This is a genomic window from Plantactinospora sp. WMMB782 (assembly GCF_049179135.1).
GTDB lineage: Bacteria > Actinomycetota > Actinomycetes > Mycobacteriales > Micromonosporaceae > Plantactinospora.
Genome location: NZ_JBMHMC010000007.1, coordinates 1,022,924 through 1,047,163, shown reverse-complemented (window position 1 = coordinate 1,047,163; position 24,240 = coordinate 1,022,924). Strand labels below are relative to the sequence as shown.

Annotated in this window: 17 protein-coding genes; 9 read left to right on the top strand and 8 right to left on the bottom strand. The window is 72.9% G+C overall.

Annotated elements, in window-relative coordinates; translation table 11 throughout:
- The first annotated feature begins 109 nt into the window (after positions 1–109).
- The 3 genes from ACN28A_RS06685 (at position 110) to ACN28A_RS06675 (ending at position 4,930) form a co-directional block, all read left to right on the top strand.
- Positions 110–1,150 carry a lactonase family protein gene (locus ACN28A_RS06685; RefSeq protein WP_421393371.1) on the top strand — a complete coding sequence of 347 codons (1,041 nt, stop codon included), beginning with the start codon at positions 110–112 and terminating at the stop codon, positions 1,148–1,150.
- Positions 1,151–1,360: 210 nt separating this feature from the next.
- Positions 1,361–3,112, top strand: a complete 1,752-nt coding sequence (locus ACN28A_RS06680) for a VWA domain-containing protein (RefSeq protein ID WP_421393369.1) — start codon at positions 1,361–1,363, stop codon at positions 3,110–3,112.
- A gap of 333 nt (positions 3,113–3,445) precedes the next feature.
- The gene (locus ACN28A_RS06675) at positions 3,446–4,930 is read left to right on the top strand and encodes a sugar transferase (protein WP_421393368.1); all 1,485 of its coding nucleotides are present in this window, start codon (positions 3,446–3,448) and stop codon (positions 4,928–4,930) included.
- Between the two features lie 40 nt (positions 4,931–4,970).
- Here the strand turns inward: ACN28A_RS06675 and ACN28A_RS06670 are convergent, their stop codons facing one another.
- On the bottom strand, positions 4,971–6,095 hold the full coding sequence (locus ACN28A_RS06670) for a PP2C family protein-serine/threonine phosphatase (protein ID WP_421393366.1): 1,125 nt from the start codon (positions 6,093–6,095) through the stop codon (positions 4,971–4,973).
- Between the two features lie 116 nt (positions 6,096–6,211).
- On the opposite strand from ACN28A_RS06670, the gene ACN28A_RS06665 reads away from it, so the two are divergent.
- Positions 6,212–6,688 carry a MarR family winged helix-turn-helix transcriptional regulator gene (locus ACN28A_RS06665; RefSeq protein WP_421393364.1) on the top strand — a complete coding sequence of 159 codons (477 nt, stop codon included), beginning with the start codon at positions 6,212–6,214 and terminating at the stop codon, positions 6,686–6,688.
- 602 nt (positions 6,689–7,290) lie between these two features.
- Here ACN28A_RS06665 and ACN28A_RS06660 read toward each other — a convergent pair.
- A complete protein-coding gene (locus ACN28A_RS06660) occupies positions 7,291–8,571 on the bottom strand; it encodes an ROK family protein (RefSeq protein ID WP_421393363.1) in 1,281 nt (426 codons plus the stop codon).
- 132 nt (positions 8,572–8,703) lie between these two features.
- On the opposite strand from ACN28A_RS06660, the gene xylA reads away from it, so the two are divergent.
- The 4 genes from xylA (at position 8,704) to ACN28A_RS06640 (ending at position 13,803) form a co-directional block, all read left to right on the top strand.
- Entirely contained in the window at positions 8,704–9,891 is a 1,188-nt protein-coding gene (gene xylA / locus ACN28A_RS06655) for a xylose isomerase (RefSeq protein ID WP_421393361.1), read from the top strand.
- Positions 9,892–10,193: 302 nt separating this feature from the next.
- Positions 10,194–11,609 carry a xylulokinase gene (gene xylB, locus ACN28A_RS06650; RefSeq protein WP_421393360.1) on the top strand — a complete coding sequence of 472 codons (1,416 nt, stop codon included), beginning with the start codon at positions 10,194–10,196 and terminating at the stop codon, positions 11,607–11,609.
- A 489-nt stretch (positions 11,610–12,098) separates the two neighbouring features.
- Positions 12,099–13,412 carry a hypothetical protein gene (locus tag ACN28A_RS06645; RefSeq protein ID WP_421393359.1) on the top strand — a complete coding sequence of 438 codons (1,314 nt, stop codon included), beginning with the start codon at positions 12,099–12,101 and terminating at the stop codon, positions 13,410–13,412.
- A 115-nt stretch (positions 13,413–13,527) separates the two neighbouring features.
- The gene (locus ACN28A_RS06640) at positions 13,528–13,803 is read left to right on the top strand and encodes a DUF6458 family protein (protein ID WP_421393358.1); all 276 of its coding nucleotides are present in this window, start codon (positions 13,528–13,530) and stop codon (positions 13,801–13,803) included.
- Between the two features lie 124 nt (positions 13,804–13,927).
- On the opposite strand, the gene ACN28A_RS06635 is transcribed toward ACN28A_RS06640, so the two are convergent.
- The gene (locus ACN28A_RS06635) at positions 13,928–15,856 is read right to left on the bottom strand and encodes an ABC transporter ATP-binding protein (protein WP_421393356.1); all 1,929 of its coding nucleotides are present in this window, start codon (positions 15,854–15,856) and stop codon (positions 13,928–13,930) included.
- 201 nt (positions 15,857–16,057) lie between these two features.
- Here ACN28A_RS06635 and ACN28A_RS06630 point away from each other — a divergent pair, with 201 nt between their 5' ends.
- A complete protein-coding gene (locus ACN28A_RS06630) occupies positions 16,058–17,545 on the top strand; it encodes an MFS transporter (RefSeq protein WP_421393355.1) in 1,488 nt (495 codons plus the stop codon).
- 21 nt (positions 17,546–17,566) lie between these two features.
- Here ACN28A_RS06630 and ACN28A_RS06625 read toward each other — a convergent pair whose 3' ends face one another.
- From ACN28A_RS06625 to ACN28A_RS06605, 5 genes are all read right to left on the bottom strand, one after another.
- Positions 17,567–19,276: a glycoside hydrolase family 13 protein gene (locus tag ACN28A_RS06625; RefSeq protein ID WP_421393353.1), complete on the bottom strand. Its 1,710-nt coding sequence runs from the start codon at positions 19,274–19,276 to the stop codon at positions 17,567–17,569.
- Positions 19,277–19,531: 255 nt separating this feature from the next.
- Positions 19,532–20,557, bottom strand: a complete 1,026-nt coding sequence (locus ACN28A_RS06620; RefSeq protein WP_421393351.1) for a LacI family DNA-binding transcriptional regulator — start codon at positions 20,555–20,557, stop codon at positions 19,532–19,534.
- Positions 20,558–20,661: 104 nt separating this feature from the next.
- Positions 20,662–21,630, bottom strand: a complete 969-nt coding sequence (locus ACN28A_RS06615) for a carbohydrate ABC transporter permease (protein WP_421393349.1) — start codon at positions 21,628–21,630, stop codon at positions 20,662–20,664.
- A 1-nt stretch (position 21,631) separates the two neighbouring features.
- Entirely contained in the window at positions 21,632–22,696 is a 1,065-nt protein-coding gene (locus ACN28A_RS06610; protein WP_421404198.1) for a carbohydrate ABC transporter permease, read from the bottom strand.
- A 78-nt stretch (positions 22,697–22,774) separates the two neighbouring features.
- Positions 22,775–24,118 carry an ABC transporter substrate-binding protein gene (locus ACN28A_RS06605; RefSeq protein WP_421393347.1) on the bottom strand — a complete coding sequence of 448 codons (1,344 nt, stop codon included), beginning with the start codon at positions 24,116–24,118 and terminating at the stop codon, positions 22,775–22,777.
- Positions 24,119–24,240 lie beyond the last annotated feature (122 nt).

Here is a 24,240-nt window from a genome sequence, read left to right as displayed (position 1 = left end):
GGTCGGTCGACGGGGCGGCTGGAGCGATCGGCGGGCCGACCGGGGCCGGCTCTGGTTGGATCGGGCCGGAGCGGCGCGACCGGGTGGTCGGCCGGGAAACGGAGCGGGCATGTCGGGCGGCGCCGGGATCGTCTACGTCGGCTGCTACACCGGGCAGAGCGGAGGACGCGGTACGGGCATCGTGGCCGCCCGTCGGGACCCCGGCAGCGGATGGCTGGACGTACTCGGCGTGGTGGCGGAGACGCCGTCGCCGTCGTTCCTGGCCCGGCATCCCCGGCTGCCCGTGCTCTACGCCGTCAACGAGCTGCCCGACGGCACCGTCAGCGCCTGGACGGTCCACCCCGACGGCGCACTGACCCCGCTCGGGGTCCGGTCCACCGGTGGCGCCGACCCGTGCCACCTGGCCGTCGACCCGGGCGGGGAGTTCCTCTACGCGGCCAACTACGGCAGCGGCAGTGTCGCCGTACTCCCGTTGGACCCGACCGGGGCGCCGGGTGACCGGGCCGACCTGGCCGCGCACGACGGGCGCGGGCCCGTGCCGGACCGTCAGGACGGGCCGCACGCGCACATGGTCTCGCCCGACCCGGACGGCGGCGGGCTGTTCGCGGTCGACCTCGGCACCGACTCGCTGTACCGCTACCAGCGCGAGCCGGACGGGCGGCTGCGGGCCACCGACCGGTTCCCGACCCGTCCCGGCACCGGTCCCCGGCACCTGGCCCGGCACCCGGACGGCCGCCGCTGCTACCTCGCCGGTGAGCTGGACGCCTCGGTCACCGCCTACGACGTCGACGGGGCCGGCCGGCTGGTCGAGCGGGGCCGGGTCGGTGCGAGCCGGCGCTCCGGCCACGTCCAGCCCTCGGAGATCGCGGTCGGGCCCGACGGCCGGTTCCTCTACCTGGCCAACCGGGGCGTCGGCACTGTCGCGGTCTTCGCGCTCGACGCAGCGGCGCCGCGCTGGCTGGCGGAGGTATCCGGCGTCGGGGACTGGCCCCGGCATCTGGCGCTGCTCGGCGGGCACCTCTACGTCGCCGACGAACGGGCCGACACCGTCGCGGTCTTTCCGGTGGACCCGGACACCGGCCTCCCGGCGGCCCCGCCGGCCCGGGTCCCGGTGCCGAGTCCGACGTGCGTGCTCGGCGACCAACCTTAATTCTTCGATAAATATCCATAAGATCTTTTTTGCCGGGTGGTGCACTGATGCCGCCCCGTTGGGCGGTTCTATCGACGTTGCGGGGCCGCCCGGCTACCCAAGGTGAACGAAGTTCCGAAAGTCTTTGCTGCCTCGGTAACATTCGGCCGTTCGCCCCTGGCACGACTTCGCAGAAGCCCTCAAGATGGTCAGGTGCCTGGCCGCCATCGCATGCGTAGAAGTATCCGAGGGGCGGGTGCCGTCGCGAGCGCGATGGCGCTCGTCCTTGTCGCGGTTGGAGGGTGGTATGGCTATCAGCAGTGGGCAGGCTCGGACTGCTCCGGCGAGCTGAAGCTCACCGTCGCCGCGGCGCCGGAGATCGCTCCGGCCATCCAGAAGACCGCCGACGCCATGAGTGCCGACCAGACCGAGGTCGACGGTCTCTGCGTCGCCGTCGAGGTCACCGCCAGCGAGTCCGTGGACGTCGCCGCGGCCGTCGCCGGGCAGCACGGCGTGTCGCTGTCCGGGGTCGGACAGCCCAGCGGCAGCGCCGTACTCCCCAACGTCTGGCTGCCCGACTCCTCCACCTGGCTGCTGCGGCTGCGGCAGCAGGCTCCCGCGTTCGCGCCGCAGAACAACGCCTCGGTCGCCCGCAGCCCCGTGGTGGTGGCCATGCCGGAGCCGCTCGCCACCACCGTCGGCTGGCCGGAGAAGAAGCTCGGCTGGAAGGACCTGCTCGGCAGGATCACCACCGGCACCCAGCTCAAGACCGGTCTCGTCGAGCCGAGCCGGGACGCGGCCGGGCTGGCCGGCCTGGTCTCGCTGGCCACCGCCGCCCAGACCTCGGGAGCACAGGCCCAGCAGAAGACCACTGCCGCGCTGCGCGCCCTGGCCACCGGCGTCTCGGCGGTCCGCGAGGAGTTGATCGCCAGGTTCCCCCGGGCGACCGACCCGACGTCCCTCGCCCGCGGCCTCGGCGCCGCGGCGCTCTCCGAAGTCGACGTCATCGAGTTCAACGCCAAGAAGCCGCCGGTGCCGCTCGCCGCCCTCTACCTGGAGCCGGCACCGCTCTCGCTCGACTACCCGTACGCGGTGATGCCGGGCATCGAGCCGGCCAGGGCGGCGGCCGCCGAGAAGCTCTTCGCCGCGCTCGACTCCGGTGCCTTCCGGGGCCGGCTGGCCGGGCAGGGGCTGCGGGCCCCGGACGGCACCTGGGCCGACGGCTTCGCGCCGCCCCGGGGTGCGCCGAGCCCGGCCGGCACCCAGCCGCCGCCGACCACCGCGGCGCCGAACCCGGGCGGCACGGCCGGCGGCGGTGACGGCGCGACGATCGAGCGGGTGCTCTCCAGCTGGGCCGTGGCCACCCAGTCCGGCCGGATGCTGGCGATCATCGACATCTCCGGCTCGATGTCCCGGAAGGTGCCCACCGCCAACAACGCCACCCGGATGCAGGTGACCCTGGAGGCGGCCCGGCGTGGCCTGGCGCTCTTCGACGACTCCTGGGCGCTCGGTCTCTGGGTCTTCTCCACCGAGCTGAGCGGCTCCCGGGACTACCGTTCGCTGGTGCCGATCGGCCCGATGTCGGCGCAGCGGGAGGAGCTGGAGGCCAAGCTCGCCACAATCACCCCGAAGAAGCTCGGCGACACCGGCCTCTTCGACACGATCCTCGCCGGCTACAAGGCCGTGCAGGACGACTGGCAGCCCGGCCGGGTCAACTCGGTGGTGATGCTCACCGACGGCAAGAACGAGGACGCCAACGGGATCAGCCAGGCGGCCCTGCTCGCCGAGCTGAAGCGGATCAGCGACCCCGACCGTCCGGTGCAGGTGATCATCATCGGCATCAGTGCCGAGGTCAGCAAGGCCGAGCTGGACTCCATCCCCAAGGTGACCGGCGGAGCCGCCTTCGTCACCGAGGACCCGGCGAAGATCGGCGACATCTTCCTGCAGGCGATCGCCGCCCGCCGGGAGGCTCCGCCCCGCTGACCCCGGCTGCTCCGCGCCCCGGCCCGCCGGACCGCGAGCCCGCGACACCGACGCCCGTCGTACCAGCCACCCGTGCCGGTACGGCGGGCGTCGCGCTGCCCGGCCACCGGGTTACACCCGCCCGGCGCGGCGGCCCGGCCGCCGCGCCGCCACGCCGCGCCACGCCACGACGCGGAACTGAGCAGCCTGATCACCGGCGACGCAAACAAATGACAGTAATCTGTCGGAAGCTCTCGGTAACAGGCTCGTCAGGTGAAGATGTCGAGGTGGCTCCGGGCCGCTCCGGCAGGGAGCGGGCGGCTGACGGGGCGCCCCCTGGAGCGAGGAGGGCCGGTGACGTCGGCGACACTGCTGAGCCCCGCCACGATGCCTCCGGAACCGACCTCGGGTGCGTCGGCGTCCTCGTCCCGGACGCGCCAGCGCGACTACATCCGGACCCTGCTGGTGCTGGACACCGTCATCCTGGTGCTGGCGGTCATCGGCGGCTACTTCGCCCGGTTCGGCGGTGACGAGCCGCGCGGCTCCGACATCCCGTACGTGATCGTCGGCCCGGCCCTGGTGCTCGCCTGGCTGGTCTCGCTGAAGGCACTGCGCTGTTACGACCACCGGGTGCTCGGCTACGGCGCCGACGAGTACCGCCGGGTCAGCTCGGCCAGTCTGCGGCTCGCCGGAGGGGTGGCGATCACCGGCTACCTCGCCGATGTCGGTGTCTCCCGGGGCTTCCTCGGCATCTCGTTCGCGGTCGGCACCGTCGGACTGGTGGCCGCCCGGTTCGCCGCCCGGAAACGACTGCACCGGTCCCGGTCCCGGGGCGCCGGCTGGTCCCGACGGGTACTCGCGGTCGGCGACACCGCGCACGTACTCGAACTGGTGCACACGCTGCGCCGCGAGCCGTACGCCGGTTACCAGGTGGTCGGTGCCTGCATCCCGGACGCGCTGCTCGCCCCGGTGCCGCAGCGCCTCGGCGACGTGCCGGTGCTCGGCTCGTTCCGGGCGATCCTCGACGCCGCCGCGGCGATGAACGCCGACACGGTGGCGGTGACCGCCTGCAACGAGCTGACCGCCACCAGGCTGCGCCGACTCGGCTGGCAACTGGAGGGCACCGGGATCGACCTGGTGCTGGCCCCGGCGCTCACCGACGTCGCCGGGCCCCGGATACACACCCAGCCGGTCGCCGGACTGCCGCTGATCCACGTCGAGGCGCCCGAGTTCCGGGGCGCCCGGAAGATCGTCAAGTCCTTCGTGGACCGGGCGCTGGCCGCCGCCGCGCTGACCGTAGCGCTGCCGCTGCTCGCCGTGCTCGCCCTCGCCGTCAAGCTGGACAGCACGGGGCCGGTGATCTTCCGGCAGGTCCGGGTCGGCCAGGGCGGCCGGGAGTTCGGGGTCTACAAGTTCCGCACCATGGTGGCGAACGCGGACGCGCTGCTGGCCGAGCTGGCCAGCCGGAACGAGACCGACGGCCTGCTGTTCAAGATGCGGGCGGATCCCCGGGTCACCCGGGTCGGCCGGTTCCTGCGCAAGTGGTCCCTGGACGAGTTGCCGCAGCTCGCCAACGTGCTGTTCGGGCACATGAGCCTGGTCGGGCCGCGCCCGCCGCTGCCGTCCGAGGTGGCCCGCTACGACGGCGACGTCGCCCGCCGGCTGCTGGTGAAGCCGGGCATGACGGGCCTCTGGCAGGTCAGCGGCAGATCCGACCTGAGCTGGGAGGACGGCATCCGGCTCGATCTCTACTACGTGGAGAACTGGTCACTCGCGGCCGACCTGACGATCCTGTGGAAGACCTTCGGGGCGGTGGTCCGGACCCGGGGTGCGTACTGACCCCCGGGTCCGGCACCCCCCGCCCCCGGGGAGGCACGGGTCAGGACCCGTGCCAGTCCAGGCAGACCACCACGGCGTCGTCCACCAGGTCGCTGCCGACGAACGCCCGCACGTCGCCGAGCAGCGACCGGACCGCCTCCAGCGGCGCCATCGACCTGGTCCGCCGGACGGCCCGGTGCAGGGCGGTCTCGCCGTACCGGGCGGTCCGGGAGGTGGCGTCGAGGACGCCGTCACTGACCACGAAGAGCCGGTCGCCGCGGCTGAGCTGGAAGTGCTGTGACTGGTAGATGGTGCCGTCGAACATGCCGAGCGGGAACTGGTCGTCCAGCGGCTGCTCGACCACCTCGCCCTCGCGCAGCACCAGCAGCCGGGGCGAACCGGCGTCCACCGCCTCCACCGTCCCGGTGTGCAGGTCCAGCTCGAGCAGCAGCGCGGAGAGGTGCTGGATGCCCTGGTGGTAGGCGTAGATCGCCTGGTCGGCCAGGGCCGCCTGGTCGGCGAGTTCGAGGCCGGCCCGGCGGGCGTTGCGCAGCGCGTTGGTGCCGAGGCAGGTGAGCATGGAGGCGCTCACCCCGTCGCCCATGCCGTTGACGGTGCAGAGCCAGAGGCGCCGGCTGTCGTCGGCCCAGTCGAAGCTGTCGCCGCGCACCGCGTACGCCGGTTCGAGCTGGCCGGCGAGGCTGAACGAGGGACGGATCCGGCTCCGGCCGGGCAGCAGCTCCCACTGCATCTCGGCGGCCAGGGTCAGTCGGCGGGTCCGGGCGCCGACCGCGTACTTGTCGGTGCCGGCCCGTACCGCCACCAGCTCGTGCGCCAGCGCGGTGGCCGCCTGCGCCAGCTCCTCGCGCCGGTCGGGTTCCTCCGGCGCCGGACTGAGCCGGAGTACGCCGATCCGCTCGCCGCGTACCGTGACCGGCAGGTAGAGCACCTCGTCCTGGAGTACCTCGCTCTGGTGGTCGAAGCACTGCCAGGCCGGGCTGCCGGCTCCGACCACCGGATCACCGCCGTGCAGCGGCACCAGGGCGGCCAGCCGGTAGTCGACCTGGAGCAGTTCCGTCTCCGTCGTGCCGTAGCAGTTGGCCAGCTCCGTGCCGAGCCGTTCCAGGACGAGATCTGCGGGAGCCTCGGCCAGGGTGCGGCGGATGTCGACCAATCGGTCCGTCATCTGCGACCTACCGGGCGAAGGGCCGGGTCGGCGTACCGTTCCGGACGATTTGGCGGGGCTGTCCGGGCGTGCGCCGATGCGGCCGGCCCCGTGACGGCGGTAGTGTCAGGATCACCATGGCAGACCCCGGCGGTCCCGGCGGACCGGATCCGACCCTCGCCACGGCGGTGGACACCGCCGCGGCGGCGCTGCTGTCGGTCTGGGACGTCGCCCGGGAGCGGACCAGCGGGCGGCTGTCCAGCTCTCAGTTGCGGGCCCTGATGGTGGTCGAGCAGTTCGACGGGATCAACCTCCGGGGGTTGGCCGGGATCCTCGGCATGCTGCTCTCCTCGGCCAGCCGGCTCTGCGACCGGCTGGTCGCGGCCGGGCTGCTCGAACGTGAGCCGGGCCGGTCGGATCGCCGGGAGATCTCCCTGCATCTCACCACGATCAGCCAGAAGCTGCTCGTCGAGATCCGCGACGACCGGCGGGAACGGCTGGCCGAGACGCTCGGCCGGATGAGCCCCGCGGGCCGGCAGGCGCTGCTGCGTGGGCTCGTCGAGTTCGACCGGGCGTTCCGGGCCGAGGTGCAGCCGACCGAACGGTCGGCCTGAGCGAGCCGGTCCCGTCGGCTGGGCGGAGCGAGCCGGCTCCGTCGGCCGGCCTGAGCGAGCCGGCTCCGTCGGCCGGGCTGGCGACGTCGCCGCCGGTCGCCGTCCGGCATCCTCCCACCGGACGGCGGGGAGGCCCGGAGACCTCCGGCCGGGTCGTCGAGCAGTGCGCATCGGCGCTGGCACTCCTGTCGTCACGGAACGAACCTCCTTCCACCTTCCCCTGCGGTCGGCCCTGACCGCAGCGGAAAGTAGCGGCGCGTTCCCGTGCCTTCCCCGGGCCGGAGAAGGCTCAATTGTTGATCATGGGAATAGTTGTCTGGGGGCAACAATAGCGAGCGGCTTCCCATACCGTCGCCGCGGTCGCCTCTTCCGCCGTGGCCGATCCCATGGTGCCGGTCGCTGGCCACCCCGGCGGCGCGGAGACCGGCAGCGAGCGGCCGGTCGGGCAGGTGCCACCGGTGCTGGCGGGCCTCGGGTGGACTCGGTCGGCGGCTGGCGCGGGCTCGGCTGGCGGCCGGGAGTGGGCTGGGACAGGCTGGCGGCTGGCGCAGGGCTCGGCCGGCGGCCGTCGCGGCTCGGCTGGCGGCCGGGATGGGGTTCGGCTAGCGGCTGGCGCGGCCGAGCCAGCGGGCCGGGTGCTCCAGCACGGTACGGACGACCGAGCCGGCGGCACCGAGCGCGGCCGCGTCCCCGCCGAGCAGGGCGGCCCGGACGGTCACCGGCGACCAGGCGGCGGTCAGCACCCGTCGGCGGATCTCGGCCTCCACCGGCGGGGCCAGCCAGCGGGCGAGTGGTGCGTAGACGCCGCCGAGCACCACCGTGTCCACGTCCAGCAGGTTGATCACCCCGGCGACGGCGACCCCGAGCGCGGTCGCCGCCTCGACAAGCGCTCGCTGGGTGGCCGGGTCCTCCCTGGCGGCGGCCTCCACCAGCCGGGCGACCGTGGCGCCGGGGGTCGGGACCGCCGACCGCCCGAGCGGCGTTTCGAGCCCCACGGAGGTCGGTACGGTCAGCCGGGCGGCGGCCAGGATCGCCTCCTGGCCGGCGTACTGCTCCAGGCAGCCCCGGCCACCGCACCGGCACGGCCGGCCCTCCGGATGTACGGGCACGTGACCGAGCTCGCCGCTCCAGCCCCGGGCGCCCCGGAACAGGGTGCCGTGCAGCACGATCCCGGCACCGATTCCGACCTCGCCGGAGATGTAGATGAAGTTGCCGCCCTCGGGCGGGCCGGCGTGCAGTTCGCCGAGGGCGGCGAGGTTCGCCTCGTTGTCCACCCCCAGGCCGCCCCCGCCGAGCGCCGGATGCCCACCGAGCAGCGCCGGCACGTCGACGTCCCGCCAGCCGAGGTTCGGGGCGAGCCGGACCAGCCCGGCGGCGGTGACCAGGCCGGGCACCGCGAGCGCCGTACCGGCCAGGGTCAGGTCCTGCCGCTCCGCCTCGGCTGCCGCCTCGGTGATCAACTCGCCGGCCAGGGCCAGGGCCTCGGCGGGGGGCACCGGCCGCAGGTCGACCAGGCGCACCGCGCGGTGCCGTACCGCCCCGGCGAGGTCGACCAGGACGGCGGCCAGGTAGTCGACGTTGATCTCCAGGCCGAGGCCGGCCGGTCCGTGCCCGGCGAGCGTGAGGCCGACCGCGGGCCGACCGGCGCCGGACCGGGGTGCCGGGGCGACCTCGGTGAGCAGCCGTCCGTTGATCAGGTCGTCGACAAGCGCGGAGACGGTGGCCCGGGTCAGGCCGGTGGCCCCGGCCAGGTCGGCCCGGGACGGCGGGCGGGCCGCGGTGGCGATCTGCCGGAGCACCAGGGCCAGGTTGTGTTCGCGCAGGCTCGCCTGCCGGACGGCGGTCACCGCCGCGCCGACCGGTACCGCCGCGGGTTGCGCCACGGTATTGACAATGCCATACCGCAGCCAAATAATTCAACCGATAAACAAATCGGCGGGGTTGCCGGGTTGTCAACCCCGGGTTTCACGCCCGCCGTCCACCTCAACGTCGAGTCGGTTCCCTGGAGGTCAGCCATGGCAGCCCAACCAACCCCTGCCGACAAGTTCTCGTTCGGTCTCTGGACCGTGGGCTGGACCGCCCGGGATCCGTTCGGGGAGGCCAGCCGGGAGGCCCTGGACCCGGTCGAGGCGGTCAACCGGCTCGCCGAGCTGGGGGCGTACGGCATCACCTTCCACGACGACGACCTGATCCCGTTCGGCTCCGACGACGCCGCCCGGGAGCAGCACATCGCGCGCTTCCGCAAGGCACTCGCCGAGACCGGCCTGGTCGTGCCGATGGTCACCACCAACCTCTTCAGTCACCCGATCTTCAAGGACGGCGGCTTCACCAGCAACGACCGCGACGTCCGCCGCTTCGCGCTGCGCAAGGTGCTGCGCAACATCGACCTCGCCGCCGAGCTGGGCGCGCACACCTTCGTGATGTGGGGCGGCCGGGAAGGCTCGGAATACGACCACGCCAAGGACATCCGGGCGGCGCTGGACCGCTACCGCGAGGCGGTCAACCTGCTCGGCCAGTACGTCGTCGACCGGGGTTACGGGCTGAAGTTCGCGATCGAGCCGAAGCCGAACGAGCCGCGCGGCGACATCCTGCTGCCGACGGTCGGGCACGCGCTCGCCTTCATCAACGAGCTGGAGCACCCGGAGCTGGTCGGGCTGAACCCCGAGGTCGGGCACGAGCAGATGGCCGGGCTCAACTTCATGCACGGGATCGCCCAGGCGCTCTGGGCCGGCAAGCTGTTCCACATCGACCTGAACGGGCAGCGCGGGATCAAGTACGACCAGGATCTCGTCTTCGGCCACGGCGACCTGCTGAACGCGTTCGCGCTGGTGGACCTGCTGGAGAACGGCGGGCCGCAGGGCGGGCCGGCGTACGAGGGCCCCCGGCACTTCGACTACAAGCCGTCGCGCACCGAGGACTACACCGGGGTGTGGGCGTCGGCGGCGGCGAACATGCGGACGTACCTGCTGCTGAAGGAGCGGGCGGCGGCGTTCCGGGCCGACCCGGAGGTGCAGGAGGCGCTGGCGGCCAGCAAGGTGACGGAGCTGTCGACGCCGACGCTGAACCCCGGCGAGTCGTACACGGAGCTGCTGGCGGACCGGAGTGCGTTCGAGGAGCTGGACGTGGACGCGGTGGCGGCGCGTGGGTTCGGGTTCGTGCGGTTGAACCAGCTCGCGGTGGAGCATCTGCTCGGGGCGCGCTGACACTCGCCCTTCGTTGGGGGCGCTGGCGTCCGCTCCCGGTGGGGAGGTTCGCTTTCGGTGGAGCGTTCGCTCCTGGTGGGGCGCGCGGCGTCCGCCGTTGGGCGGGGTGCGTCGGCGCTCGCCCTACGTGGGGGGTGGGGGGCCGGATCGCCCGCTCTGGGCGGTCAGGCTTGATCCCGACGCGGGCGATCCGGCCCCCGACCCCTGACCTGGTAGGGCCGCGCGGGCAGGTGCGCGGTCATACCGTTTGCTGAGCCCGAAGACGTGAGCCCGAAGACGTGAGTCCAGAAGGAGGGCGTGGGATGGCGCTCGTTGCCGGGGTCGACTCGTCGACCCAGTCGTGCAAGGTGGTGATCCGGGACGCCGAGACCGGCGCCCTGGTCCGCAGTGGCCGGGCGACGCACCCGGACGGGACCGAGGTCGACCCCCGGGCCTGGTGGGAGGCGTTGCAGCAGGCGATCGCCGGGGCCGGCGGCCTCGACGACGTGACGGCGGCGGCCGTCGCCGGGCAGCAGCACGGGATGGTCTGCCTCGACGAGGCCGGCGAGGTCGTCCGGCCGGCGCTGCTCTGGAACGACACCCGGTCGGCCGGGGCGGCCCGCGACCTGGTCGACGAGCTGGGCGGCGGCGAGGTCGGCGGGCGGGCCTGGGCGGAGGCGGTCGGCAGTGTGCCGGTGGCGAGCTTCACCGTCACGAAGCTGCGCTGGCTGGCCCGGCACGAGCCGGAGAACGCGGCCCGGGTGGCCGCGGTCTGCCTGCCGCACGACTGGCTGACCTGGCGGCTCGGCGGCGCGACCGGACTGGACGCGCTGCGCACCGACCGGGGGGACGCGAGCGGGACCGGATACTGGTCGCCGTCGACCGGCGAGTACCGGCCGGACCTGCTGGAGCGGGCGTTCGGGCGGGTACCGGTGCTGCCGGCGGTGCTGGGGCCGGCAGAGGTGGCCGGGCGGCTGCCGGGCGGTGCCCCGCTGGGACCGGGGACCGGGGACAACGCGGCCGCCGCGTTCGGCGTCGGCGCCGTCGCGGGCGACGTGGTCGTCTCGATCGGTACGTCGGGGACGGTCTTCAGCGTCGCGGACACCCCGGCGGCGGATCCGTCGGGTACGGTGGCCGGCTTCGCGGACGCGACCGGGCGGTACCTGCCGCTGGTCTGCACCCTGAACGCGGCCCGGGTGCTGGACGCGGCGGCGGCGATGCTCGGCGTCGGCCTGGACGAACTGGCCAAACTGGCGCTGGGTGCCCCGGCCGGGGCGGACGGGCTGGTGATGGTCCCCTACCTGGAGGGCGAGCGGACGCCGAACCGGCCGCTGGCGACCGGAGCGGTGCACGGGCTCACCCTGCGGACGTCGACACCGGGGCACCTGGCCCGGGCGGCCGTGGAGGGAATGCTCTGTGCGCTGGCGGACGGGCTGGACGCACTGCTCGCGCAGGGGGCGACCGCGAACCGGATCATCCTGGTCGGCGGCGGTGCCCGCTCCGAGGCGGTACGCCGGATCGCGCCGGAGGTCTTCGGCTGCCCGGTGCTGGTTCCGGAGCCGGGGGAGTACGTCGCCGACGGTGCCGCCCGGCAGGCCGCCTGGGTCGCCCAGGGCGGGGCCGAACCGCCCGTGTGGTCGGCCGGTGAGTCGCGGGAGTACGCCGGCAGTGCCGTGCCGGCCATCCGCGAGCAGTACGCCCGCGCCCGCGACCTGATCCTGGACCGGCCGGCGGGCTGATCCCGGACCGGCCGGCGCCCGCTTCTTCCCGTTCGTCGACCCACGGTCCCGCTGGCATCCACGGTTGCCTATAGGACTGTGGGTCGATGTTTGACACACTGCCTGTGGCCGGAGTTCCGGCTCGACCACGGGTGAGTGTGGAGGAGACTGCCGATGGACGCGCCGGCGACCGGCGAGGTGCGGGCGGAGTCGGGAGAGCGGGCGGTGCCTGGTGACGCCGGGCGGCCCGGTGAGCGGGCCGCGTCTGCGGACGCCGGGCGGCCCGGTGAGCCTGTTGGGCCCCGTGAGCCTGTTGGGCCCCGTGAGCCTGTTGGGCCCGGTGAGCCTGTTGGGCCCGGTGAGCCTGTTGGGCCCGGTGGGCCTGGTGGGCGCGGGGAGTCGGGGGAGCCGGAGGACGCAGAGGAGTCCGGCGAGTCCGGGAAGCCCGGGGAGTCGGGGAAGCCCGGGGAGTCCGGGCCGGCGGCGGGGTCCGGTGGCAGGCTCGCGGCGGTGGTGGACTGGGTCCTCGTCTGGGCCGGGATGGCGCTGCTGGCGGTCTATCCCCGGCCGCCGATGATGGGCGACGGGCTGGCCCGGTACCAGGCGTTGCTCCAGTTGCTGGAGCAACGGCAGATGCCGGAGATGGCGTACTCGCTGATCGGCCCGGTCTTCGCGAGTCCGCTGTGGATGGTCGGCCGGTGGTACGGCGACCCGCAGCGGGTGCTGGCCCAGTACAACCTGCTGCTCTTCGGGTTCGCGCTGATGGCGCTCCACCTGCTGCTGCGCGACCGGATGGACCCCCGGCTGCTCCGGCGGTTCCTGCTGGTCCTGATCGCCGGCAGCATGATCGCGGTACACCTCCAGGACTTCTACGGCGAGGTGTTCACGGCGGTCACCGTCGGGGTCGGGCTGCTCGCCGCGACGCTGCCGGGGACGGCCCGGTCCACCCGGCTCGCCGGCTGGGCCGCGGTGGTGCTCGGGGTGGCCAACACGCCCGCCTCGGGGTTGGCACTCGGGCTGGTCGTCGTGCTGCTCTGCCTGCGGCGCCGGCGACTGCGCTACCTGCTGGTGCCACTGGCCGCCGCCGCGCTGATCGCCGGTGAGGCGTGGCTGCGCTTCGGTGATCCGCTGCACGGGGAGTACGCGAGCCACGGCGGCGGCCGGACCGTGATGCCGTACTCGGGCGAGCCGGGTTTCTCCTATCCGCTACTGCTCGGGCTGGTGGCGATCCTCTTCTCGTTCGGCAAGGGACTGCTCTGGTTCACCCCGGGGCTGTTCCTGCCGGCCCGGCGGGCGCTGGCGGCGCAGGCCGGCCGTGGCGTGGTCGGGTCCTGGCTGTGCTGGCTGGTCTTCGTGGCCGGCCTGGTGCTGGTCTACGCCCCCTGGTGGGGCTGGTACGGCGGCCTCTACTGGGGACCGAGGTTCTTCCTGTTCGCCATCTGGCCGGCCAGCCTGGCGCTCGCCGTACGGCTGGGGGCTGTCGAGGCGGGACCGTGGGCGAACCTGGCCACCCTGGTCGCCGTACCGCTGTCGGTCTGGGGTGCCGCCAACAGCCTGGTGTACGGGCAGCTCTGGCCGTGGACCTGCTACGACAACAACTACTACCTGGAGTCGCTCTGCCACTTCACGCCCGAGTTCAGTCCGCTGTGGTATCCGCTGGTGGACTCGCCGCCGTTGACCGGGATGCAGCGGGTGGCGCTCGGCGGGTACGCGGTGGTGCTGCTCTGGCTGGTCGCGCCGCTGGTCGGCCGGCTGGCCCGGCAGGCGGGCACGGCACTGTGGGGCGGTCGGCGGGTGTGGGCGCCCCGGCGGTGGCGCTGGTAGTCCGGGCCGACCGGCTCGCCTCCGGTGCCCGATCGTTCTTCCTGACGATTCGCCGGAGCGGCGACTGGGTAGCAACTCCGATGACAGCCAAGAATCCCCCACGAGGAGGCATGTCATGGGAATCGGCACCAGCATCTTCCTGATCGCGCTCGGTGCGATCCTCACCTTCGCGCTAGACATCAGCGTCGGCGGCCTGAACCTGGACGTGGTCGGCTGGATCCTGATGGCGGCGGGCGTACTCGGCCTGATCATGACCACGGTGATCTGGGGCAACCGGCGTCGCGCGGTGACCACCACCGCCGAGCCGACCGAGTACCGCGAGGTCAGGACGACCGAGCCGACCGAGTACCGCCGGGTCGAGGAGCGGCGCGACGCGCTGCCGCCCCGGTAGTAGCGACACGGGCGTCGGGGCCGGCTGGGGTGTGGCTCGGTGGCTGGGGGCACCGGGCGCACGCCGCACCCCAGCCGGCTGCTGGGAATAGCGCCGGCGGCGACGCACGTGTCACATCCCTGAGCTATCCGCCGGACCGTTCGGCGTAGCCGCTGGCCTGGAGGTCGAAGAGTTCGCGGTACAGGCCGCCGGCCGCCATCAGTTGGTCGTGGTCGCCCTGCTCCACCAGCCGACCGTCCCGCATCACGTAGATCCGGTCGGCGTGCCGCACGTTCGCCAGCCGGTGCGTGATCAACACGACGGTCCGGCCCGGGTGCCGGCGGAACTGCTGGAAGAGCGCGTGCTCGGCCCGGGCGTCCAGCGCGGCCGACGGCTCGTCGCAGATCAGCAGCCGGCCGTCCCGGTAGAGCCCCCGGGCCGCCACCAACCGCTGCCACTGGCCGCCGGAGAGGTCGTGGCCGTCCCGGAAACCGCGGTCGAGCAGCGTGTCGTAGCCGTGCGGCAGCCCGCTGACCATCTCGTGCGCGGAGGCCGCCCGCGCCGCCTCCACCACGGACGGCCCGGCCTCCTCGGCCCGGTCGTGCCGGCCGATCGTGATGTTCTGCCGGGCCGTGAACGGGAACTTCCACCAGTCCTGGCTCAGTACCGCCACCTGGGCGGCGACGCTGCCCGGGTCGAGGGCACCGGTCGGCACGCCGTCCCAGCGGATCGTCCCGCCGGTCGGCCGGTAGAGCCCGGCGAGCAGCTTGGCCAGGGTGGTCTTGCCGGAGCCGTTCTCGCCGACCAGGGCGATCACCTCACCCCGGCGTACGGTCAGGCTGACCCGGTCCACCGCCGGCTTCTCGGTGTCCGGGTAGTGCAGGCTCACCTCGTCGACCTCGATCTCCTCGAATCCGGTCACCTCCGCCCCGCCGCCGCCGCGGGTACGCCCGTCGGCCCGCTCCAGGAAGGTCAGGAAGTCCCGGTAGTAGAGGGCGTCCTCGTACAGCGCGTTCGTGGCGTGGATGGTGTTGCCCAGGCTGGTCCGGGCGGCCTGGAGCGCCAGCAGTGCCGTCGCGGCGGCGGCCAGCGGCACCACACCGGCCAGCAGCAGCCAGCCGAGGACGGCGTAGACCGCGAAGGTGGCCAGCCCGGCAACCGAACCGCCGCCGACCCGGGTCGCCGTCTGCGACCGGACCAGCCGGAGCTGGGCCCGGGTCTCCATCCTCATCACCCGGCGGTACTCGCCGAGCAGGAACCCCCGCATCTGGTACGTCCGCACCTCGACCGCGGTGTGCCGGTTCGCCATCAGGGTGGCGAGCATCCACATCCGGCGCCGCCGGGTGATCCGGGCCAGCAGCGCGACGTACTCCCGGCGGGCGATCCGGACCGCGGTGACCGCCGACGGCACCGCCGCGACCAGCAGGCAGGGCAGCAGCAGTGGCTGGATCACCGTGACGGCGGCGGCGGTGGCGACCACCCCGACCAGCCCGGTGATCAGGTTGACCGTGTCGTCGACGATCGACGCCGCCTCGGCCATGCCCCGGTCCCGGGCCCGGTCCATCTCCTCGGCGAAACCGGCGTCGTCGAAGGCGGCCAGGTCGACCGAGGTGGTCGCCTCGAAGAGCCGCAGCTCGACCCGGTAGTTGATCTGCGGGGCGAGCCGGGCCTGGGCCCAGCCGGCCGCGATGGTCAGGCCGCCCTTGGCCATCACCGCCAGGGCCGCCACCACCAGGCTGGGCGCCGCCGAGCGGACCCGGTCCGGGGTCGGCCCGGAGGCGAAGAGTTCCCGCAGTACGGTGCTGGTGGCGAGCAACCCGAACGTGATCATGGTGCCGGCGACGACGTTCAGGCCGATCGCGGCCAGCGTGTCCGTCCGGCTCACCCGCCAGGCCAGCACCACCGCCTCGCGGACCAGCGCCGGCAGTTGCCTGGCGACCGCCCAGAAGCTCGTCTCGGCGAACGCGGCACCGTGGTGCATCCACCCCGCGTCGGCCAGCTCCGGCAGTGCCGCCGCGTCGTCCCGTTCCTCCTCGCGGGCGGATTCGGCGACCCGCTGCCGTACGTTCGTCATCGTCGGCTCCACCGCACCTCCACCGAATCCGGTGTCGAGACATCCGCCGCGAACCTTCCTGCCATTACGCAGGGTCGCGCGAACACTACGATGCCGTACCGGCGGCCGTACCGGAACGCCGTACCAACCAGCGGATTTCGGGGTACGCCACCCGGCGACACCGTCACCTCGGCGTTACCTGATCCTGGTTAGGTGCCGGAGATGACGATCGGTGGCCGGCGAGTCGCCCGGGGCGGGGGCCGGGTCCACCGGTTCTACAGCGTCGCGGTCTTCGTCGTACTCGCCTCGCTGGACAACGTGGCGATCGGGCTGGTGCCGCCGCTGTACGGTTCCATCGCACCCGCGCTGGACGTCGGCGTCGGCGCGATCGGCGCGGTGACCGCGACGAGTTTCCTGGTCAGCGCGGTTGCCGCGGTCGGCTGGGCGTACGTCGGGGACCGGTCGAACCGCAAGCCGCTGCTGATGGTCGGCACGCTGCTCTGGGCCGCCGGCACCGCCGGCAGCGCGCTCGCCCCGAACTATCCGGCGTTCTTCGGCGCGCAACTGCTGGCCGCGATCGGGCTCGGCGCGGTCGGATCGGTCGGCTTCTCCGTGGTCACCGACCTGGTCAGCCCGCGCCGCCGGGGGGTGGTGCTGAGCTTCTGGGGCCTCTCCCAGGGCGTCGGCACGCTGGCCGGCACCCTGGTCGGCGGGGTGCTCGGCGCGCAGGACTGGCGCCGCCCGTTCCTGCTGCTCAGCGTCGTCGGCCTGGTGGCGACCCTGGCCTACCTGCTCACCTACGACATCCGGCGCGGCCAGAGCGAACCGGAGCTGACCGGCGCGCTGGCGGTCGGCCGGGACTACGACTACCGGATCAGCCCCGCCGACCTGCCCGGTATCCTGCACCGCCGGACCAACCTCTGGCTGGTGATGCAGGGCCTCACCGCCCAGATGGCGTTCGGCTCGCTGGTCTGGCTGCCGGCCCTGTTCCGGGAACGGGCCGAGGCCCAGGGGTACTCGTCGGCCACCGCCACCGTCGTGGGCAGCGTCTTCGCCGTACTCTTCCAGCTCGGCGGGGTGCTCTCCATCGTCGGCGGGCTGGTCGGCGACGCCGCGCAACGGCGTACCCCCCGGGGCCGTGCCCTGGTCGCGGCGGTCGGCGTGCTGGCCGCGGTGCCGTTCTACGCGGTGCTCTTCTTCGTGCCGATCCGGATCGACGTGCCGGACGGTGCCGGTGCCGGCGCGGTGGCCGCGGCCGTGCTCGGCAGCGTCCTCACCGAGCCGACCGTCGGGCTCAGCCTGCTCACCGCCCTGCTCGCGCTCGGCCTCACCTCGGCCAACTCGCCGAACTGGTTCGCGCTGATCGCCGACGTCAACCCGCCGGAACACCGGGGTACGGTCTACAGCCTCGGCAACCTGGTCAACGGGGTCGGCCGGGCGACCGGGAACGGCCTGATCGGGGTGGCCGCCTCGGCGTTGCGTGCGGCGTTCCCGCCACCGCTGAACTTCGCCGTCGGGCTCGCGGCCTTCCAACTGTTCTTCCTGCCCACCGGGATCATGTACTGGCTCGCCTCGCGCAGCGCGCCGGACGACATCCGCCGGGTGCACGAGCTGCTGCGCGCACGGGCGGCGGAGGTGGCCCCGGACGACGCCGGACCGGCCGGGATTCCCGCCCGACCGGCCCGGCCCGCCGACCACGATCCGGAGTGAGTCGACCGCCCTGTTGCCGACTCAGTCCGGTTCGGTCTGCTCGGCTACCCGGAGCCAGACGGTGACGTCGGTCGGCACCCGGCCGTCGGCGTCCAGCGGGCCGCTGGCGTGCACCAGCTCGGCACCGGCCGGCAGCTCGACCGGGTCGGCGCCGAAGTTGGTGAGCACCCGCAGGGCCCCGTTGCGGAAGTAGAGCACGTCGTCCGGACTGGTCAGCCAGTGCACGGTGCCGGCGCCGAGCCGCAGTTCGCGACGCAGCCGCAGGCTGGTCCGGTACAGCTCGTACGTCGAGCCGCCCACCCCGCGCTGCCGGTCCAGGGCGTACTCGGCCCAGATCGCCGGCTGCGGCAGCCAGCTCGCGTCGGTCGGGCCGAAGCCGTACGACGGGGCGTCCGCCTCCCACGGGATCGGCACCCGGCAGCCGTCCCGGCCCCGCTCGGTGTGCCCACTCCGCTGCCAGGTCGGGTCCTGCCGGGCCTCGTCCGGCAGCGTGGTGTGCTCCGGAAGCCCCAGCTCCTCACCCTGGTAGAGGTAGGCGGAGCCGGGCAGGGCCAGCATCAGCAGGGTGGCCGCCCGGGCCCGGCGCAGCCCGACGACGCCGTCCGGCTGCGGATCGCCGACGCCGATGCCGAGCGGTCGGCGGGTGCCGACCGGCAACCCGAGCCGGCTGGCGTGCCGCAGCACGTCGTGGTTGGAGAGCACCCAGGTGGTCGGTGCGCCGACCGCCTCGTTGGCGGCCAGCGAACGGGTGATCACCGCGTACTGGATCGGGGCGGTCCAGGCCGCCTCCAGGTACTCGAAGTTGAACGCCTGGTGCATCTCGTCCGGCCGGACGTACCCGGCCAGCCGCTCGGCCGACTGCACCCACGCCTCCGCGACCAGGACCCGCTCGCCCGGATATCCGTCAAGCACCCGCCGCCAGTCCCGGTAGATCTCGTGTACCCCGTCCTGGTCCCACATCGGCGGTCGCGGGCCCTCGGTGCCCTCCCCGGTGACCGGTTCCACCGGCGGGTGCCAGTCGGCCAGGTCGGCCTGCTTGACCAGTCCGTTCGCCACGTCGACCCGGAACCCGTCCACGCCCCGGTCCAGCCAGTACCGCAGGATGTCCCGGAACTCCTCGCGCACCTCGGGCAGGTCCCAGTTGAGGTCCGGCTGTCCGGTGTCGAAGAGGTGCAGGTACCACTGGCCGGGGCTGCCGTCCGGTTCGGTGACCCGGGTCCAGGCCGGGCCGCCGAAGACGCTGCCCCAGTCGTTCGGCGGTTCGCCGCCGCCGGGGCCCCGGCCGTCCCGGAAGACGTAGCGCTGCCGCTCCGGGCTGCCGGGGCCGGCGGCCAGCGCGGCGGTGAACCACGGGTGGGCCGCGGAGGTGTGGTTCGGCACCAGGTCGACGATGAACCGCAGGCCCCGGGCGTGGGTCTCGGCGATCAGCCGGTCGAGGTCCGCCAGCGTGCCGAAGAGCGGGTCCACCCCCCGGTAGTCGGCCACGTCGTAGCCGGCGTCCGCCTGCGGCGAGGGATAGAACGGCGACAGCCACACCGCGTCCACGCCCAACTCGACCAGGTGGTCCAGCCGGGCGATGATTCCGGGCAGGTCGCCGAAGCCGTCGCCGTCGGAGTCGGCGAAGGAGCGGGGATAGATCTGGTAGATGACCGCGTGCCGCCACCACGGCCCGACCTCGGCCGGCCCGTCGCCCGGGGCCGGCCCGGCCGCCGTCGGAGTGGTCGAGGGCATCGTCTCGCTGCTGTTCAGGGTGCTCTCCCATCGCCTCGCGCCTCGCGGGCGGCCCGGGGTACGGCTCCGCCCGCCGAGATCCAGTCTTCCGCAGGACCAGGCTCCAGTCTTCCCGAGGGCCGGGCCACGGCCCTCCCGGCCGGCGTGGGCACGGCCGGCCGACGGCGGAGGACGGCCGGCCGACGGCGTGGGCACGCCTGCCCGACGGCGTTGGCGCGACCGCCGGCCCTCGGGGCTTTCCGCCGGCCGGAGGGCTCAGGCTGTTCGGGGCGGGGCGGTCGAATTGCGTACGACGAGCCGGGTGGGCAGGACCACCGGCGTGGGTTCCGGCTCGGCCCGGCTGCGCTCGACCAGCGGGCCGAGCAGCGTACCGGCGGCCAGCCGGCCCTGCTCCGCGGCGGGCTGGGCCACGGTGGTCAGCCCGAACGCGCCGGACAGCTCGTGGTCGTCGAGGCCGATCACGCTCACCTGCTCCGGCACCCGCAGCCCGGCCAGCCGCAGCGCACTGCACACTCCCATCGCCAGCTCGTCGCAGGTGGCGAAGACCGCGGTCGGCGGGTCGCCGCGGGCGACCAGCCGCTCGGCGGCCCTCCGGCCTCCCTCGGCGTCCGCCGGGACCTCGACGCCGAGCCGGGGGTCCGGGGCGATCCCGGCGGCCTCCAGTGCGTCCCGGTAGCCGTGCAGCCGCTCCTGGTGGGCCGGGTGCGCGAACTCGTCGGCCGGGTCGCCGCGGACGCAGGCGATCCGCCGGTGCCCGAGCCGGAGCAGGTGCTCGGTGGCGGTCCGGCCGGCCGCCCGGTCGTCGATCCGGATGCTCGGCCAGCCCGGCACCACCGTGCCGGCGCCGACCGTGACGCCCGGCAGCGCCAGGCCGGCGATCGTGGCCAGGTCGTCGGCCCGCATCGGTGTACCGACAAGCATCGCCGCGTCGACCCGTTTCGGCAGGGTGGACCGGTGCAGCAGCCGGCTCCGGGCGTGCTCGCGGCCGCCGAGGTTGTGCAGCAGCAGGTCGTACCCGGCGGCGTGCAGGACCTCCTCGGCGGCGTCCAGCACGGCACCGACGAACCAGGGGGTGAGCCGGGGGACCAGCGCGGCGATGGTGCCGGTCCGGCCGCCGGCCAGCCGGGAGGCGCTGGGCGAGACGGTGTAGTCGAGTTGCTCGGCGGCGAGCAGTACCCGCATCCGGGTCGTCTCGGAGACCGTCGGCAACCCGCGCAGTGCCCGGGAGACGGTGGCGGTGGAGACCCCCGCCAGCCGGGCCACGTCGTCGATTGTGGTCACAGTGCTGCCATCCTGATCCGGCCGTACGCCGGCCACGGCTGCCCGGCCGGGGCCCGGCTGCCGGGCGGCTCGCCCGCCCGGCAGCGTCGGCCCGGGACGGCCGGTCAGCCCTTGACGCCTCCGGCGAGCAGTCCGCGTACGAAGAAGCGCTGGAGGGAGAGGAACACGATCAGCGGTACGACGATCGAGATGAACGCGCCGGAGGTGAGCCGCTGCCACTCGTTGGCCCGGGTACCGGCCAGCTCGGCGAGGCGTACGGTCAGCGGTGCCGTCTCCCGGCCGCCACCGGCGAAGATCAGTGCGACCAGCAGGTCGTTCCAGACCCAGAGGAACTGGAAGATGGCGAACGCGGCCAGCGCCGGCACGATCAGCGGCAGCACGATGGAGCGGAAGATCTTCGGGTGGGTGGCGCCGTCCACCCGGGCCGCCTCCATCAGGTCCTTCGGTAGCTGCGAGATGAAGTTGTGCAGCAGGAAGACGGCGATCGGCAGTGCGAAGCAGGTGTGCGCGAACCAGACCTGGAGGAATTTCTCCTCGTCGTCGAGGTTCCACGCCGGCATCAGCTCGACGCCGCCCAGGCTCACACCCTCGGAGAAGAAGCTGAGCAGCGGCACCAGGGCCATCTGCAGCGGCACGATCTGCAACGCGAAGACGCCGATGTAGATCCAGTCCCGCCCCCGGAAGTTCATCCAGGCCAGCGCGTACGCCGCCAGCGCCGCGAAGGCCAGCGGGAAGAGTACCGACGGGATGGTGATCACCAGCGAGTTGACGAAGTAACCGGCGAGCTGTCCGGAGATCGCCGAGCGGCCGAACAGCACCTCCTGGTAGTTGTCCAGGGTGAACTGCGGGTTGCTGAAGGCGGTCCACCAGCCGGTGGTCTTGATCTCGTCCTCGGGGCGGAACGAGGAGACGAAGAGGCCGAAGGTCGGCACCGTCCAGAGCACCGCGATCAGGATCGAGACGCCGGTGGCGACCGGGTTGTTGAGCCGGCGGCGCACCCGGGCGGCCCGGGTCGCCGGTGGGGTGGCCACCGCTTGCGTTCCGGCCGGAGCGGACGGGGTCGTGGTGGTCATCTCAGGCCTCCCGCTGCTTGCGCAGGTTGCGGATCTGGTAGATCACGATCGGGATCACCAGGACGAAGAGGAAGACGGCGAGCGCGGACCCCTGGCCGGTCTGGCCGAACCGGAACGCCTGGTTGTACATCTCGTTGGCGATGACACCGGTGTCGAAGTTGCCGTTTGTGGTGGTCCGGACGATGTCGAAGACCTTGAGGGTGGCGATCGAGACGGTGACCACCACGACGATCAGGGCCGGCCGGATGCTCGGCAGGGTGATCCGCCAGAACATCTGCCAGGGGTTCACCCCGTCCAGCCGGGCCGCCTCGACGACGTCGCCGGGGATCGCCTTGATCGCGGCCGAGAGCACCACCATCGCGAAACCGGCCTGGATCCAGATCATGATCACGATCAGCAGCAGGGTGTTCAGCGGCGGTTCGCTGAGCCACTGCCGGGGCTCCCCGCCGAACACCATCCAGACCTGGTTGAGCAGGCCGATCTGGTCGTACTCGCCGGAGCGGTAGGCGTAGACGAACTTCCAGATGATGCTGGCGCCGACGAACGAGATCGCCATCGGCATGAAGATGAGGGCCTTGGCGACCGACTCGAACCGGGCCCGGTCGACCAGGACGGCGTAGAGCAGCCCGGTGCCGGTGGCCACCAGCGGCACCAGGACCACCCAGATCAGGGTGTTGGTGAGGATGCTGGCGATCTCGTCCTGGGCGAACATCCACCGGTAGTTGGCCAGCCCGACCCAACGCTCGCTGCCACCGTCCATGAAGGACAGGATTGTGGTCCGGACGGCCGGCACGACCAGGCCGATCGCCAGCAGCAGCAGGGTGGGCAGCAGGAAGAAGAGCGCGAGCCCGCCCTCCGGCCGGTTCGCCACCGAGCGGCGGCGCGGCCGGGGGCCGCCGGCCGCCGGGCCGCCGGTCGAGGCAGCGACAAGCGCCGCCTCCCGGCGCCGGGCGAACCAGTTGGGTACGACGTCGAGCAGCACGAGCAGTCCGCCGACCACGACCGCGAAGGCGATCAGGCCGTAGAGCAGCATGAGTAGCTTCGGTGCCTCGTCGGCGAAATCCATCAGCGCCTCCAACGCCGGAAGGGACGACAAACAAGCCGACGGTCCGGCCCGCGTGCTGCGGGCCGGACCGTCAGGGGGTCACTTCGGCCAGGAGCCTTCGACGAAGTCGAGGGTGCTCTTGGTGTCCTTGCCGTTGACCCAGTCGATCATGGCCTTCCACAGGGTCCCGGAGCCGACGGCGGCGGGCATCAGGTCGGAGCCGTCGAACCGGAAGACAGTGCTCTTGTCGAGCAGCACCTCCATCGAGAGCTTGTCGACCGCCTGCTCGACCTTGCTGACGTCGAGCTTGTTGTTCGGCGTGATCCAGTTGCCGAGCCCGGCCCGGGAGTTGGCGTACTCACCGGTCATCAGGTATTGCCGGACGGCCTGCACGGCCGGGCCGTCGGTGAAGGCCACGGTGAACTCGCCGCCGCCGAGCACCGGCTTGCCCTTGGCCGGGTCGACCGCCGGGAAGTAGAAGGCGTAGATGTCGCCGTCCGGGCCGACCTTGGTGCCCTCGGGCAGGTAGTTGGCGTAGAAGTTCGCCTGCCGGTGCATCGAGCACTGGCCCTGCAGGATCGGCAGTCCACCCTCCTGGAACGGGGTGGTGATCAGGCTCTTGACCTCGCCGTATCCGCCGTTCACGTACTTCGGGTTCTTCAGCACCTGGCCGGCCTGGTCGACGGCCTGAACCACCAGGGGGTCGTTGAACGGGATGCCGTGGCTGGTCCACTGGTCGTAGACCTCCGGCGGCTGCGTACGCAGCATCAGGTCCTCGATCCAGTCGGTCGCCGGCCAGCCGGTGGCCTCGCCCGACTCCAGCCCGACGCACCACGGCTTCTTGCCCTCCGCCGCGATCTTGTCGCTCAGCTCCATCAGCTGCTGCCAGGTGGTCGGCACCTGGTAGCCCTTGTCGGCGAACGCCTTGGGTGAATACCAGACGAAGGACTTCACGTTGGCGCCCAGCGGGGTGCCGTAGAGCTGTCCGCCGGCGGTGGCGTACTTGAGCCAGTCGGCCGGGTAGTTCGCCTCGGCCAGGCTCTTCTGCTCGGCCGTCATCGGCTTGAGCTTGTTGGCCCCGGCGAACCGGGCGAGCAGTCCGGGCTGGGGGATGAAGGCGAGGTCCGGCGGGTTGCCGCCGTCCACCTGCACCTGGAGCTGGGCCTCGAACTCGCCGCTGCCGTCGTAGTCGATCTCGATGCCGGTGCAGTCCTCGAACTGCTTCCACGACTCCCGGAGCAGGTCGGCCTCCTTGTCCCGGATCGACGCGTAGATGGAGACGTTCTCCCCGTCGTGACCCTGGTAGGCCGAGTACGGGGCGCACTCCGCGGAGTCCGGGTCGAGCCCGCTCTCACTGTCGCCGGAACAGGCGGTGGCGCCGAGTGCCAGGGTCAACACACCGGCGATCGCGAAGGCCTGGCGTGGTCTGGACTGGACCGCCATGCCGTCCTCCTTTCGTGCCGGCGTGTCCGGTTGCCTGTTGGCTTCCGCGCCGGCCTGTGGGCGTCCCCACATGTAAGCGCTTGCAGCCAAAGGTCGTCCAGACCCGGAGAGCCACGAGGCCG

Bases quoted from the DNA above. Each gene is read 5' to 3' on its own strand.
- ACN28A_RS06685 (WP_421393371.1), top strand. From the start codon at position 110: ATGTCGGGCGGCGCCGGGATCGTCTACGTCGGCTGCTACACCGGGCAG.
- ACN28A_RS06680 (WP_421393369.1), top strand. From the start codon at position 1,361: ATGCGTAGAAGTATCCGAGGGGCGGGTGCCGTCGCGAGCGCGATGGCG.
- ACN28A_RS06670 (WP_421393366.1), bottom strand. From the start codon at position 6,095: ATGACGGACCGATTGGTCGACATCCGCCGCACCCTGGCCGAGGCTCCC.
- ACN28A_RS06665 (WP_421393364.1), top strand. From the start codon at position 6,212: ATGGCAGACCCCGGCGGTCCCGGCGGACCGGATCCGACCCTCGCCACG.
- xylA (WP_421393361.1), top strand. From the start codon at position 8,704: ATGGCAGCCCAACCAACCCCTGCCGACAAGTTCTCGTTCGGTCTCTGG.
- xylB (WP_421393360.1), top strand. From the start codon at position 10,194: ATGGCGCTCGTTGCCGGGGTCGACTCGTCGACCCAGTCGTGCAAGGTG.
- ACN28A_RS06640 (WP_421393358.1), top strand. From the start codon at position 13,528: ATGGGAATCGGCACCAGCATCTTCCTGATCGCGCTCGGTGCGATCCTC.
- ACN28A_RS06635 (WP_421393356.1), bottom strand. From the start codon at position 15,856: ATGACGAACGTACGGCAGCGGGTCGCCGAATCCGCCCGCGAGGAGGAA.
- ACN28A_RS06630 (WP_421393355.1), top strand. From the start codon at position 16,058: ATGACGATCGGTGGCCGGCGAGTCGCCCGGGGCGGGGGCCGGGTCCAC.
- ACN28A_RS06625 (WP_421393353.1), bottom strand. From the start codon at position 19,276: ATGCCCTCGACCACTCCGACGGCGGCCGGGCCGGCCCCGGGCGACGGG.
- ACN28A_RS06615 (WP_421393349.1), bottom strand. From the start codon at position 21,630: ATGACCACCACGACCCCGTCCGCTCCGGCCGGAACGCAAGCGGTGGCC.
- ACN28A_RS06610 (WP_421404198.1), bottom strand. From the start codon at position 22,696: ATGGATTTCGCCGACGAGGCACCGAAGCTACTCATGCTGCTCTACGGC.
- ACN28A_RS06605 (WP_421393347.1), bottom strand. From the start codon at position 24,118: ATGGCGGTCCAGTCCAGACCACGCCAGGCCTTCGCGATCGCCGGTGTG.